This is a genomic window from Cobetia sp. MC34 (assembly GCF_018340035.1).
Taxonomy (GTDB): Bacteria; Pseudomonadota; Gammaproteobacteria; order Pseudomonadales; family Halomonadaceae; genus Cobetia; species Cobetia amphilecti.
Map to the genome: position 1 here is coordinate 112,345 of NZ_JADPPY010000007.1, position 13,401 is coordinate 125,745.

Consider the following 13,401-nt stretch of genomic DNA (forward strand, 5'->3'; position numbering starts at 1 on the left):
CCCTCGGAACTCAAGTGCCGCAGTGTCGGCTCCCCTGGGTTATCGCCTGGTGTCGGAACGCAAGAAAGCCGCCCCTGGGGGCGGCTTTCTGACGGATGCTGCGCTTTCGCTTTCGCCGTCGTTGCAACTTTCGCTTTCGCGTTCGATCGCGCTGTCAGGTCACGCTACCTGACGGGGGAACGCCTCAGCGGCAGCGCACGGTCCAGACGACCTTGTAGCCTTCGCCTTCATGGGTGGCGGCAGCCATTTCGGTGTCTTCATTGACGGTGCCACCTTCCAGCTGGTCATTGCCATCGGCGGCCTTGGCGGTGGCGTCGTGCGGTCCGAAGACGCGCGAGTCGAGCACATCGTACTTGTCGCGGTCCTGCTCTTCACACACCTCGAGCGCGCGTTCCTTGACCTGCGCGATGGCATCATCGCGGTCTTCATCGACGGCGCTGACTTCGTAGCGCGTGTCCTGCTTCTCGATCACGCTGGTGTTGCCGCAACCGGCGATGAAGGCGGAGCCGACGAGGGCCAGGGTCATGCAGGAATTGCGCAGGGCATTGGATGTCAGGGTCATGATCTCTCCTTGAAGTGTCTTTCAGAGCTGTCTTTCAGAACTGTCTTCCAGAGCCGCTGTAAGCGAGCTCGGGTCGCAATGTCTGTCGTCAAGATGACGCTGACATCAGTACTGGGGGGTATGGGCGCGCGCTTCAAGTGTCGAGATGCATCGACGCTGGCTGTCGCCTGCCGCCAACAGCAGAGGCACGGGGGCACTGGCGCGTGGGCTTGCGGGCAGCCGAAGTGACACTTTGGTCGTGAACTGTCTCATTTAGGCATGTCGATGCCTCATCTGGACAGCCAACCTGTGACAACTGACCTAGTCTGCATAAGCCCTACCGGTTGGACGCCACCGACCGGGGGCTGGTGGCCGGTGCAGGAAAAGTGACGGGCGGCGCAAGCCAGCTTGTCTGCCTGTCGCCGGCCACGTGCCAAACCCCATGCCAGCCAGGAGCACGTCATGTCAGCCAATGCCAATCGCGGAGTCGTATACCAGGGAGCGGGGAAGGTGAGTGTCGAATCACTGGACTATCCGACCCTGGCGCTGGGAAATCGCAAGTGTGAACACGGGGTCATTCTCAAGGTCGTCTCGACCAATATCTGCGGCAGCGATCAGCACATGGTGCGTGGCCGCACCACGGCGCCGCAGGGCCTGGTACTGGGCCACGAGATCACCGGCCTGGTCGTCGAGGCCGGGCGCGATGTGGAATTCATCAAGGTCGGTGACATCGTCTCGGTCCCCTTCAACATCGCCTGCGGCCGCTGCCGCAACTGCAAGGAAGGCAAGACGGGGATCTGTCTGAACGTCAATCCGGCGCGTCCCGGCGCGGCCTACGGCTATGTCGACATGGGCGGCTGGACTGGCGGTCAGACAGATTACGTCATGGTGCCCTATGCCGACTTCAACCTGCTCAAGTTCCCGGATGCCGACCAGGCGATGGAGAAGATCCGTGATCTGACGCTGCTGTCCGATATCTTCCCCACCGGCTTCCACGGCTGCGTGACCGCGGGTGTCGGGCCGGGCTCCACGGTGTATATCGCGGGCGCCGGGCCGGTCGGGCTGGCGGCGGCCGTGTCCGCCCAGCTGCTGGGGGCGGCCTGTGTCATCGTCGGTGACATGATCCCCGAGCGTTTGCAGCAGGCCGAGAGCTTCGGCTGCGAGACCATCGATCTGCGTCAGGAAGGCTCGATGGAAGACAAGGTCGAGGTGATTCTCGGCGAGCGCGAAGTGGATTGCTTCGTCGATTGCGTCGGCTTCGAGGCGCATGGCTGTGGTTGTGATCACGGCCGCGAGCAGCCGGCCACGGTGCTCAACTCGGCAATGGCGCTGACGCGTGCCGGCGGCCAGATCGGTATTCCCGGGCTTTATGTCACCGAAGACCCGGGCGCCGAGGATGAGGCCGCCAAGGTCGGGGCGCTGTCGATGCGCTTCGGGCTGGGCTGGGCCAAGTCCCACTCGCTGCACACGGGCCAATGCCCGGTGATGAAGTATCACCGCCCGCTGATGCAGGCGATCCTGTTCGGGCGCGTCAATATCGCCGATGCGGTCAATGTTCAGGTCATCAGTCTGGAAGAAGCACCGCAGGGCTATGCGGACTTCGATGGCGGCGCTGCCAAGAAATTCGTCATCGACCCCCACGCCATGGTGCGCAACGGCCGTGCCGCCTGATGCCATCACGGCCTGTATCCCGCCCGTAGCGGAGTTCTGCCGCCACAGACGACGCCGCCACGCCCTTTCATCGGGTGTGGCGGCGTCGTCTTTTTTGAAGCGTGCCTGCCAGTCGGATGTTGCAGCCAGGCCCTTGTTGTCGAAGAAGCGCTGCGCTATACCGGTGGGCATATGAGGCCAGCGCGCTGCGTATGGTGCTCTCCGCTCTGATGTATCTGCACAGGAATGCCCATGTCCGCTTCAGCGTCCCCCATCGCCAATACCGCCAGCCTGATGCCGCAGCACGCCGATTTCTCCGACTGGCCCAATAGCCGCGACTGGCTGGCGCATCTGGTCAGCTTCAATACCGTGTCGCGCGAGTCGAATCTGGCGTTGATCCATTGCCTGCGCGACGCCCTGGAAGTGGTCGGCGTCAGTGCCGAGGTCATCCACAACGATGGCGGCGACAAGGCCAATCTGCTGGCGGTGATCGGGCCGGAGGTCGAGGGCGGTGTGGTGCTCTCCGGGCACACCGATGTGGTGCCGGTGGAGGGTCAGGCCTGGGACAGTGATCCCTTCACGCTGCGTGAGGCCGAGGGTCGCCTTCATGGGCGCGGTTCCGCCGACATGAAGGGCTTCATCGCCTGCTGCATGGCGGCGGTGCCGGCGCTGGTGAATGCCCAGCGTGCGGGCACGCTGAAAAAGCCGGTGATTCTTGCCTTCTCCTATGACGAGGAGATCGGCTGTCTGGGGGCGCCGCGCATGATCGCACGCCTGCGTGACCGCCTGCCGCGTCCGGCGGCGGTGCTGGTGGGCGAGCCGACCATGATGGCGATCGTCGATGCTCACAAGGGCATTACCGATCTGCGCACCACGGTGACCGGCAAGCCGTCGCATTCCAGCCTGGTCTATCAGGGGGTGAGTGCCATCCATCTGGCGGCGCGCATGGTGACCTTCATCGAGGACCGCATGCAGGCGCGCATCGACTGCGGTCATCTGGACGAGTGCTTCGATGTGCCCCACGCCAGTCTGCATGTCGGGCGCATCGAGGGCGGCACGGCGGTCAACATCACCGCCGGGGAGTGCATCTTCGACTGGGAGCTGCGCCATCTGCCGGGCGAGGATGTCGAGGCGATGCTGGCGGAGATCGATGCCCACGCCGAGCGTCTGGTCGCTCCCTATCGTGAGCGGGCGCCTGAAGTGGCGATTCGTAGCGAACGCACGGTGGAAACGGTGCCGTCACTCGGGCATGGCGATCGGGACCCGGCCATTCGCCTCTGCCAGCGTCTGCTGGGCGATGAGCGGGCCAGCGAGGCCGTGGCGTACACCACCGAGGCGGGACAGTTCCAGAGCGAAGGCTGGCCGACGGTGGTCTGCGGGCCAGGCTCCATCGGGGTCGCGCATCAGGCCAACGAGTACATCGAGCTCAGCCAGCTGGCGGCCTGCGATCGCTTCCTGGCCCAGCTGGTGCGTGAGCAACAGGGCGGCTGAGCCCCCTTTTTGCCGGGCCTGATGCACGACTGACACGCGCTCTCACAGCATGCCGGGGCGGGGCGTCTCCTGCTCCGGCATCGGGCGCAATACCGTGGCACATTCCCGCAGCAGGTGGTCGGTGAGCTTGTCCAGCGTGCTGCCACCGTGGCGCCAGTGATGCCAGTAAAGCGGCACATCGAGGGCATGGTTCGGTGCGATATCCACCAGCTCACCACTGGCCAGCAGATGCGCCGCCTGCTGCTCGGGAATCATGCCGTAGCCCATGCCGCTCAAGGCCAGGCGCACGAAACCTTCCGACGACGGGCAGAGATGGTGAGGGAAAGGCTCATCGAAGCCCATGGTCGACAACAGCCGGTGCTGCAGGCGGTCATCACGGCCATAGACGATGGCGGGCATGCTGCGCAGGGTCTCGGCCGGCAGAATGGGCGGGATGGGATGGCCTTTCTTTGCGATATGGCGCTGCACGAAGTCCGGGCTGGCCAGCGCCCGATAACGCATGCTGCCCAGCGGGTGGGAGCGTGCCCCCTGCACCGGGCGTGGCGTGGCACAGATGCAGCCCGCGACTTCTCCATCGCGCATGCGCCTGAGCGCCACTTCCTGATCCTCCACCAGCATGTCCAGCAACAGGTCTCGCTCGCGACAGAAACTGCCGGTGACGGTCGGCCACCAGGTGGCCAGCGAATCGGCATTGATGGCGATGCGCAGTCGCTGCTCGCTCTCGCCGAGGGCGGGAATCTGGTCGAGCAGATCATGCTCCAGCAGACGCACCTGCTGGACATGATTGAGCAGGCGCCGCCCGAGTGGCGTCGGCCCCAGGCGTGGTGTACGCACCAGTACCGGCTGCCCCAGCCGTGCTTCCAGCAGCTTGATACGCTGCGAGACCGCCGACTGCGTCAGCCCCAGTGCTCGCGCCCCGCGTTCAAAGCCCGCCTGATCGATGACGGCCGCCAGCGCCTCCAGCAGTTTATAGTCCAGCATCAGTATTCCTTATGATCCATTCCCTGAATCAATTTCCTTGATGGATTCATCCTAGCGTACTCTGCCTGCCTCAGCACTGACAGCCGTGGCAGACGTCGTCAGTCACGGCAACGACACGACGAAAGGACAGGCGATATGTGGTGGTCATTCTTCAATGGGGCAGGGGTAGGCGCAGGCTTGATCATCGCCATCGGGGCGCAGAATGCCTTCGTGTTGGGACAGGGGCTCAAGCGCGAGCATCAATGGTGGGTGGCGGGGCTCTGCGCGCTGTGTGATGGCATGCTGATCATCGCCGGCGTGCTCGGGCTTGGCGCGCTGATGCAGCAATCGCCGCTGTTGATGAGCATTGCCCGCTGGGGAGGGGTGGCGTTTCTGCTCTGGCAGGCACTCAAGGCGTTGGGGCGCATGCGCACTGGTGGCCAGCTGACGGCGAGCAACGCCCTCAAGGCCAATCTCGGCAAGGTGCTGGCGGCAACCTTGGCCGTCACGCTGCTCAATCCCCAAGTCTATCTGGATACGCTGGTGATGCTGGGCGCGATCGGCGCGCAGCAGCCGTCCCCGCAAAGCTTCATCGTCGGGGCGAGCCTGGCCTCCTTCGGCTGGTTCTTCGGTCTGGTGGCATGTGCCGGTTGGCTTGCGCCACGTCTGACCAGTCCGCGTGCCTGGCAGGTCATCGAGGCCTTCATCGCCACGATTCTGCTGTGGGTGGCCTGGCAGCTGGGCAGCGGTGCCTGGCTCTAGCGGCCAACGCAAGGCGGGCAAGAGGCAACAGCAGGCGTGACGCGCCGATAGGTGTAAAGAAAGCATGACGCAGTGTCAGGCGCTGGCGGCAGCGGGAGTGCCCCGAGTGGGCAGTGTCGAGATGGCCGTCAGCGCCATGGCAGGGTTTCGTTACATGTCTGGCGTGGGAAGAGGCCGGACACGGCACCAAAGCAGGCGCAAGGCGAATGGGCAGGGTGGCAGGCAAGGCATAGATTTCCGATAACGGAATCGGGACACGACAGGCGAGGCGCGATGCGTTCGCCTGTCGTGAAGGATGTTGCCCGCCTTTTCTCTACCTTGCCTGCCCTGTCGGCAGCCCGACTCAGGAGCCCCTCATGAACGCACCGGCGCGTATCGAACAGCACAATCCCATCGGCACGGACGGCTTCGAGTTCGTCGAATTCACGGCCCCGGATGCGGCCGGCATCGATGCCCTGCGCAAGTTGTTCAACCAGCTCGGATTTACCGAGACCCGTCGCCATCGCTCCAAGCAGGTGTTCCTGTTCCAGCAGCACGGGATCAATGTGGTGCTCAACGCCGAGCCGAACAGCCCGGCGGCGGAATTCGCGGCGATCCACGGCCCGAGTGCCTGTGCGATGGCCTGGCGCGTGGCGGATGCCGAGCAGGCGCATCGCTACGCCCTGGCGCACGGTGCGCGCAGCGTCGAGCATCCGGTCGGGCCGGGCGAGGTAGGCATCCCCGCGGTGCAAGGCATCGGCGGTTCGGTGCTGTACTTTGTGGACCATCACCGCGAGCGCTCGATCTACGATACCGACTTCGTCGCCATCGACGGCGCAATCGAGAATGCCAACAGTGTCGGCCTGCATACGCTGGATCACCTGACCCACAATGTCGGGCGTGGCCAGATGGATGTGTGGGCAGACTTCTATGCGCGTATCGCCAACTTCCGTGAGATCCGCTATTTCGATATCGAAGGCAAGATGACCGGGCTCTTCTCGCGCGCGATGACGGCACCGTGCGGCAAGATGCACATTCCCATCAACGAGTCAGCGGATGATGACTCCCAGATCGCGGAATTCATCCGCGAATACCATGGCGAGGGTATCCAGCATCTGGCGATGGCGACGGATGATATCCAAGCCACCGTCAAGGCACTCAAGGCCAATGGCGTCACCTTCCTGACCACGCCGGCCACCTATTATGAGAAGGTCGATGCGCGGGTGCCCAACCACGAAGAGAATGTCGAGGACCTCAAGGCATTGAACCTGCTGGTCGATGGCGCGCCGGGGGAGGGCATTCTGTTGCAGATCTTCACCGAGACGGTGATCGGACCGATCTTCTTCGAGATCATCCAGCGCAAGGGCAACGATGGTTTCGGCGAGGGCAACTTCAAGGCGCTGTTCGAATCCATCGAGGAAGACCAGATCCGTCGCGGCATCATCGGCGCCGAGTGATTTCCCCAATCGGCACGCCGAGTGATTTCGCTAGCCGGCACGCCCTGATCACCGCGTGATCACGATGGCATCTTCAGCAACACGAAAGCCCCGCCGGTGATAGCCGACGGGGCTTTCGTGTTGCTGAAGTCTTGATTCAGGCAGTCAGGCTCAGGAGGTCGTCGGGACGCGCTGGTGATCGATCACCTGACGCAGCACGAAGCTTGAATGCACGCCGGTCACCCCCTCGATCCGCGTGATCTGCTTGAGCAGCAGGTCGTGATAGTCATCCATGTCCTTGACCACCACCTTGAGCTGGTAGTCGGCTTCCTGGCCGGTGATCAGCAGGCATTCCATCACCTGGGGCAGCGAGGCGATGGTGTCCTCGAAGTTGGTGAAGCGCTCCGGGGTGTGGCGGTCCATCGAGATATGCAGCAACGCCATCAGGCTGAGTCCCAGCTTGCGGGCATCTATCTGGGCGCGGTAGCCGGTGATCATGCCGCTTTCTTCCAGCGCACGGACACGGCGCAGGCAGGGCGACGGGGACAGGCCAATGCGCTCTGCGAGCTCCTGATTGCTGATGCGACCCGAGTGCTGAAGCTCGTCAAGAATGCGACGGTCGAAGCGGTCCAGTGTCGGGAGAGGAATATTATGGCTCATTTTCGCAATCCATTAGCGGTGAAGATGTGAATGGTGAAATAATCTGCTTTTAAGATGGCGATGTCATGTGGTTTTCGCAATCGTCCGCCCTGATATGCGGCATATACTGTAATCACTGCTCAGCGATGAAGACGCCCGCTCGGGTCGTGGCTGTCGCATGACACGACGCACGACGCGAACGACAGACCTGAGCAGGATGAGCCACCGGCGCTGGCGACACGCCTCTTGCAACCGGTGAACGCGGAACGCAGTCGGCTTCTGATCGAAGCGAGGCTGCCGAAAGGGCTCTGGTGGTGATCCCACCGTCCTTCTCTCCGCGCTGGAGACCGTGATCCGGTCCCGGAGCTTGCGGCGGGCAGTGACGTTACGCTGCCCCCGACTTGCTTGCTTGCCCTGCTGACGGCAAGCTTTCGGATGCAAGGCCTTCACGCCTTCGTCATCTCACATTTACTCAGGCGCCCCGATTGGGACACTGTTGAGTGCGAAAGGTGCCATCGATCTCCCGTATCGGGCCTCGATTGCCGGTTTTTCGCACCCAGACCGCCAAGGACACGACCATGACTGCTGCATCCACGCCAAGTGCTGCCTTCGACCACACCAAATATCGCCCCGTGCCCCCTGTTGCACTGACCGACCGCCAGTGGCCGTCGCGTACCGTGACCCAGGCGCCGCTATGGGCGAGTGTCGACCTGCGTGATGGCAATCAGGCGCTGCTCGAGCCGATGACGGTCGAGCAGAAGAAGCTGATGTGGAAGCTGCTGGTCAAGATCGGCCTCAAGGAGATCGAAGTCGGTTTCCCCTCCGCCAGTCAGCTCGATTTCGACTTCGTGCGCTGGTTGATCGAGGAAGATCAGGTTCCGGAAGGCGTCAGCATCCAGGTGCTGGTGCAGGCGCGTGAGCATCTGATCGCGCGTACCTTCGAATCGCTGGTCGGCGCGCGTGATGCCGTCGTTCACGTCTACAACTCCACCTCCACCGTGCAGCGTGAGCGGGTGTTCGAGATGGACCGTGACGGCATCAAGGCCATCGCCGTCGAGGGTGCACAGCTGGTCAAGGACTACGCCGAGCGCTACCCGGACACCAACTGGGTGTTCCAGTACTCGCCGGAGAGTTTCACCTCCACCGAGATGGATTACGCCGTCGAGGTATGTGAAGCGGTGATGGATGTCTGGCAGCCGACGCCGGAAAAACGCTGCATCCTCAACCTGCCGGCCACGGTGGAAGTGGGCCCGGCCAATCACTTCGCCGACCAGGTCGAGTACTTCATCAAGCACCTGAGCCGTCGTGACTGCGCGATCATCTCGCTGCACACCCACAACGACCGCGGTGGCGCCGCTGCCGCCGCCGAACTTGGCCTGCTGGCCGGCGCTGACCGCATCGAAGGCACCTTGCTGGGCAACGGTGAGCGCACCGGCAACATGGACCTGATCACCCTGGCGATGAACCTCTACAGCCAGGGCATCGATCCGGAGCTGGATCTCTCCAACCCGGACGAGATCATCCAGGTCTATACCGAGTGCACCAATCTGCCGGTTCACCCGCGTCACCCCTGGGTCGGCGAGCTGGTCTACACCGCCTTCTCCGGCAGCCACCAGGACGCCATCCGCAAGTGCCTCAAGAAGCAGCAGCCTGACGAGCCGTGGCAGGTCGCCTATCTGCCCATCGACCCGCAGGATCTGGGCCGCGACTTCCAGGCGGTGATCCGCGTCAACAGTCAGTCCGGCAAGGGTGGCATGGCCTTCCTGCTCGAGCGCGATCATGGCATCAGCCTGCCGCGCTGGATGAGTCTCGAGCTTGCGCCGCACGTGCAGAAGGCCAGCGAGCAGGTCAGTGGTGAGCTGTCCAGCGACCAGATTCGCGCGATTCTCGATGCCAGTTTCAAGCGTGAAGCGCCACTGAGCCTCAAGGGTTATCGTCTGGATCGCGAAGGGGCCGAGCAGCTCACCGCGACGCTGGTCGATGACAAGGGCGAGCAGATAGCGCTGGCCGGCGAAGGCAACGGTGCCATCTCCGCCTTCATGGATGCCTGGCAGCGTCACACCGGTTCCACCGTCAGCGTGGTGGACTACGGTGAGCACGCCCTCGGCGAAGGCAGCGATGCCGTCGCGGTGGCCTTCGTGATGCTCAACCTGGATGGCAAGCGTGTCTGCGGCATGGCCGAGGATGGCGATACCGTGAGCGCATCGCTCAAGGCCGTGCTGTCGGCGGTCAATCGCGGCCTGGAAAGCAGTGCACGCAGCGAAGCGGAACGTGCCGAGGAAGCCGGTCCGGTCGCTGTCTGACGACAACACGCCTCATGCGTGACTGATCAGAGGCATTTTTGCCTCTCTCGAGACCCTCGCTCATCAGAGCGGGGGTCTTTGCGTTTCGCGGCAGGGCAGAAGCTGCCCGGCCGGCGCTCACGCCCGCCGTTGCTGGGCTGACGCGGGCAGGCTTGCGTGGAAAATACGTGTCATGCTCGCCAGGCCGCTATAGACTTTTGTCTGATGTTGACGGCTCAGTCAACATCCGGACTTGCACCGGTGCCCACCCTGCGTATCATCGCTGCACCCGCATAATGATAACGATCTGGTGGCAGACCGGATTCGAGAACACAACAATTCCAAGCGGTGCAAAGGCAAACCCCCTGATTGAAGAGATAATGGATGCGTCCCCATCCATGCTCTGATCGGGCATCGCCAGTGCACCTCTCGTTCAGGAGGTCCGCTAGAACAACCCACAACTACTCATCGGTATCGCATGATTCAACTTGATGCTATCACCACCCTGTTGCTGGCGGCGCTTGTCCTCGTCGTTGGCCATCTGATCGTCGAGCGCGTGCGCGTGCTGCGCGAATTCAATATCCCCGAGCCTGTGGTCGGCGGCCTCATCGCTACCATCATCGTCACCGGCCTGCGCGGCCTGGGTTACGAGTTCCAGTTCTTCGGCGGTCTCCAGACTCCCTTCATGTTGCTGTTCTTCGGCTCCGTCGGTCTGTCGGCAGACGTGCGCATGATTCGTGCCGGCGGAAGCAAGCTGGTGCTGTTCCTCGCGCTGGTCATCGGTCTGCTCATCCTGCAGAACCTGCTGGGTGTCGGTGTTGCCAGTCTGTTCGGTCTTGATCCGGTACTGGGTCTGCTCGGCGGTTCCATCACCATGTCCGGTGGCCACGGTACCGGCGCGGCATGGGCCAACGTCTTCGCCGACGAATATGGCATCAATGGCGCGATGGAAGTCGCGATGGCCTGTGCCACCTTCGGGCTGGTGTTCGGTTCCCTGATCGGTGGGCCGACGGCGCGTTTCCTGATCAATCGCATGAAGCGTGAAGGGCAGGACATCAACGCCCAGGTCAGCGATTCCGAATATGACGAGACGGAAGTCCAGCATCCGCTGAATACGTCCAATGCCCTGAAGACACTCTTCATGCTGCTGCTCGGGGTCGTCTGTGGCCAGCAGCTGCAGTCACTCACCTCGGGCACCGCCTTCTCGCTGCCGACCTTCGTGTGGGTGCTGTTCAGCTGTATCGTCATCGGCAACGTGGTGCGCGCCTTCGGCGACAAGCACCTCAATACCCACGCCGTGGATGTGCTGGGCAATATCAGCCTGTCCATCTTCCTGGCGCTGGCGCTGATGACGCTCAAGCTCTGGGATCTGGCCAATCTGGCACTGCCGATTCTGGCCATCCTGCTGGCACAGGTCGCGCTGGTGTTCCTCTACACCACCCAGGTCACCTTCCGCCTGATGGGCAAGAACTATGACGCTGCGGTACTGGTCGCGGGTAACTGTGGTTTCGGCATGGGCGCCACGCCGACGGCGATCGCCAACATGCAGGCGGTCACGCAGCACCACGGGCCGTCGCGTCTGGCCTTCATCATCGTGCCGGTGGTGGGTGGTTTCCTGATCGATATCGCCAACTCGCTGATCATCAAGGGCTTCCTCGGCTTCTTCTGAACATGACCGCAGGTGTCATGATGAGAAGTCGCAGAATCTGCCTGGCATGAACGACAACGCCGGACTCCATTGGAGTCCGGCGTTGTCGTTTCGGGGGGCTGAGGCTTGCAGGTTGCGATGTCTCAGGCTTCAAGGGCTCAGGCTTCAAAGACGGTGAGAAGCTCGTCAGGCGCTTGTGCTCTCGCCCTCGTTCTCACCTTCGCTCTCTTCCCGGCCCCGCGTCAGCAGCCTCATCTACACCCACAGTGCCACGATCAGGCCATAGGCCAGCAGCGTGACGACCACGGTACCGGCCAGGTTCAGGAAGAAGCCGGCGCGCATCATGGTCTGGATCTTGAGGTGGCCGGTGGCGAACACGATGGCGTTGGGCGGGGTCGCCACCGGCATCATGAAGGCACAACTGGCCGCGATGGCCGCCGGCACGGTGATCAGCAGCGGATCGATGTCCAGTGACAGCGCCAGTGCCCCCAGCAGCGGCAGGAAGGCGGCTGCCGTCGCGGTATTGGAGGTGACCTCGGTCAGGAAGATGATCACCACGACCACGATGGCGACCAGGCCGATGAGCGGCAGCACGCTGAACATCGACAGCTGGCCGGCGATCCACTCGGCGAGACCCGAGCTCTTGATCACGCCCGCCAGTGCCAGACCACCCCCGAACAGCAGCAACACGCCCCAGGGCAGGTCACGCGCGTCTTCCCACACCAGCAGGCGGCGGCCGCGTGAGGTGCCGGAGGGAATGGCGAACAGGCCCACGCCGATGGCCATGGCGATGCCGGTGTCCGACAGCCAGGCAAGGCCCATCTGGTTGATCAGCGGACGGAACATCCACAGCAGGGCAGCCACCAGGAAGGCGACGCCGACACGTTTCTCGGCGCTGCTCATGGCACCCAGTGCCTTGAGTTCACGGCTGATCATCTCGCCGCTGTCTGCCGTCTCGGACTTGAAGGAGAAGGGCGTGCGCGTCAGCCACCACCAGGTGATGGCACACATGGCGATGGCGACAGGCAGGCCGACGACCATCCACTGGGCGAAGCCGATCTCGATGCCTTGATCGCTGGACAGGTAGCCTGCCAGCAGGGCATTGGGCGGCGTGCCGATCAGGGTCGCGATACCACCGAGGCTGGCGGAGTAGGCGATGCCCAGCAGCAGGGCGGCGGCATAGCGCTTCAGTTCCGGGTCATTGCTGTCGCGCTCGTCCTGGCCACTGGACATCAGGCTGACCACTGACATGCCGATGGGCAGCATCATGATGCTGGTGGCGGTGTTGGACACCCACATGCTGATGAAGCCGGTGGCGATCATGAAGCCGGCGATCTGGCGGCGCGGCGAGTGACCGGCAAGCTTCAGCGTATGCAGGGCCACGCGGCGATGCAGGTCCCAGCGCTGCATGGCGATCCCGAGCAGGAAGCCACCGAGGAACAGGTAGATGGTCGGGTTGGCATAGGCGGCGGTGGTGCTCTTGATGTCGTCGATGCCAAGCGCCGGCACCAGCACGATGGGCAGCAGCGAGGTCACCGGAATCGGCAGGGCCTCGGTGGCCCACCAGGTGGCCATCAGCAGGGCAAGGCCGACGCAGAGCCAGGCGCTGTCCGGCATGTCACCCGGCGCCGGTGTCAGCCAGGTCAGCAGCAACAGGAGGGGTCCGAGTATCAGGCCGATGCGCGCCGCGAGTGGCGCTTGTGGCGGCGTAGTGGATTGATCAGCGACGTGATCGGGAGATTGCTCAGGCATGTCGACTCCAGAGAAGCCGGTCGGCGACTGGCTTCCTCATCATGGTGGTCATCGTGTTGTTGGTATGGGTCATGGTAGGTGATGGCGAGTTGTCGTGTTGGTGTTATTCATTACATGTCGCGCATGTATCCCCGGTCGGGTGACGTGCACGGCGTGTCATGTTGCCTGCCTTGTCAGAAAGTCGCTCGCGAGTCGATCAGCCGGGCGCTCAGGCGGCAAGGCGCGGCCATTGTCTCAGCATTGCGGCGCGGCTCAATAGCC

Annotated in this window: 10 protein-coding genes; 6 read left to right on the forward strand and 4 right to left on the reverse strand. The window is 63.2% G+C overall.

Annotated features, from left to right (window positions below):
• Window positions 1-184 precede the first annotated feature (184 nt).
• Complete coding sequence (locus IZU87_RS06000) at window positions 185-562, reverse strand: hypothetical protein (RefSeq protein WP_043331278.1); 378 nt, start codon at window positions 560-562, stop codon at window positions 185-187.
• 441 nt (window positions 563-1,003) lie between these two features.
• Here IZU87_RS06000 and fdhA point away from each other — a divergent pair, with 441 nt between their 5' ends.
• Both fdhA and argE read left to right on the forward strand, forming a co-directional pair.
• The gene (gene fdhA, locus IZU87_RS06005) at window positions 1,004-2,212 is read left to right on the forward strand and encodes a formaldehyde dehydrogenase, glutathione-independent (protein ID WP_054555477.1); all 1,209 of its coding nucleotides are present in this window, start codon (window positions 1,004-1,006) and stop codon (window positions 2,210-2,212) included.
• A 231-nt stretch (window positions 2,213-2,443) separates the two neighbouring features.
• A complete protein-coding gene (gene argE / locus IZU87_RS06010; RefSeq protein ID WP_249330455.1) occupies window positions 2,444-3,682 on the forward strand; it encodes an acetylornithine deacetylase in 1,239 nt (412 codons plus the stop codon).
• A gap of 42 nt (window positions 3,683-3,724) precedes the next feature.
• On the opposite strand, the gene IZU87_RS06015 is transcribed toward argE, so the two are convergent.
• A complete protein-coding gene (locus IZU87_RS06015; RefSeq protein WP_213113987.1) occupies window positions 3,725-4,663 on the reverse strand; it encodes a LysR family transcriptional regulator ArgP in 939 nt (312 codons plus the stop codon).
• A 135-nt stretch (window positions 4,664-4,798) separates the two neighbouring features.
• Here IZU87_RS06015 and IZU87_RS06020 point away from each other — a divergent pair, with 135 nt between their 5' ends.
• Together IZU87_RS06020 and hppD are read left to right on the forward strand one after the other, a co-directional pair.
• A complete protein-coding gene (locus tag IZU87_RS06020) occupies window positions 4,799-5,404 on the forward strand; it encodes a LysE/ArgO family amino acid transporter (protein ID WP_213113988.1) in 606 nt (201 codons plus the stop codon).
• A 356-nt stretch (window positions 5,405-5,760) separates the two neighbouring features.
• A complete protein-coding gene (gene hppD / locus IZU87_RS06025; protein WP_054555475.1) occupies window positions 5,761-6,840 on the forward strand; it encodes a 4-hydroxyphenylpyruvate dioxygenase in 1,080 nt (359 codons plus the stop codon).
• A 150-nt stretch (window positions 6,841-6,990) separates the two neighbouring features.
• On the opposite strand, the gene IZU87_RS06030 is transcribed toward hppD, so the two are convergent.
• Complete coding sequence (locus IZU87_RS06030) at window positions 6,991-7,479, reverse strand: Lrp/AsnC family transcriptional regulator (protein ID WP_213113989.1); 489 nt, start codon at window positions 7,477-7,479, stop codon at window positions 6,991-6,993.
• Between the two features lie 557 nt (window positions 7,480-8,036).
• Here IZU87_RS06030 and IZU87_RS06035 point away from each other — a divergent pair.
• Both IZU87_RS06035 and gltS read left to right on the forward strand, forming a co-directional pair.
• Window positions 8,037-9,761 (forward strand): 2-isopropylmalate synthase, encoded by a 1,725-nt coding sequence (locus IZU87_RS06035; RefSeq protein WP_213113990.1) that lies wholly within the window; start codon window positions 8,037-8,039, stop codon window positions 9,759-9,761.
• A 457-nt stretch (window positions 9,762-10,218) separates the two neighbouring features.
• Entirely contained in the window at window positions 10,219-11,409 is a 1,191-nt protein-coding gene (gltS, locus tag IZU87_RS06040; protein WP_043331271.1) for a sodium/glutamate symporter, read from the forward strand.
• 234 nt (window positions 11,410-11,643) lie between these two features.
• On the opposite strand, the gene IZU87_RS06045 is transcribed toward gltS, so the two are convergent.
• Window positions 11,644-13,140 carry an SLC13 family permease gene (locus IZU87_RS06045; protein ID WP_054555474.1) on the reverse strand — a complete coding sequence of 499 codons (1,497 nt, stop codon included), beginning with the start codon at window positions 13,138-13,140 and terminating at the stop codon, window positions 11,644-11,646.
• Between the last annotated feature and the right edge of the window lie 261 nt (window positions 13,141-13,401).

What these genes read in the sequence shown, in the direction of transcription:
- argE (WP_249330455.1), top strand. Translation starts at nt 2,444, where the DNA reads ATGTCCGCTTCAGCGTCCCCCATCGCCAATACCGCCAGCCTGATGCCG.
- fdhA (WP_054555477.1), top strand. Translation starts at nt 1,004, where the DNA reads ATGTCAGCCAATGCCAATCGCGGAGTCGTATACCAGGGAGCGGGGAAG.
- gltS (WP_043331271.1), top strand. Translation starts at nt 10,219, where the DNA reads ATGATTCAACTTGATGCTATCACCACCCTGTTGCTGGCGGCGCTTGTC.
- IZU87_RS06015 (WP_213113987.1), bottom strand. Translation starts at nt 4,663, where the DNA reads ATGCTGGACTATAAACTGCTGGAGGCGCTGGCGGCCGTCATCGATCAG.
- hppD (WP_054555475.1), top strand. Translation starts at nt 5,761, where the DNA reads ATGAACGCACCGGCGCGTATCGAACAGCACAATCCCATCGGCACGGAC.
- IZU87_RS06000 (WP_043331278.1), bottom strand. Translation starts at nt 562, where the DNA reads ATGACCCTGACATCCAATGCCCTGCGCAATTCCTGCATGACCCTGGCC.
- IZU87_RS06020 (WP_213113988.1), top strand. Translation starts at nt 4,799, where the DNA reads ATGTGGTGGTCATTCTTCAATGGGGCAGGGGTAGGCGCAGGCTTGATC.
- IZU87_RS06030 (WP_213113989.1), bottom strand. Translation starts at nt 7,479, where the DNA reads ATGAGCCATAATATTCCTCTCCCGACACTGGACCGCTTCGACCGTCGC.
- IZU87_RS06045 (WP_054555474.1), bottom strand. Translation starts at nt 13,140, where the DNA reads ATGCCTGAGCAATCTCCCGATCACGTCGCTGATCAATCCACTACGCCG.
- IZU87_RS06035 (WP_213113990.1), top strand. Translation starts at nt 8,037, where the DNA reads ATGACTGCTGCATCCACGCCAAGTGCTGCCTTCGACCACACCAAATAT.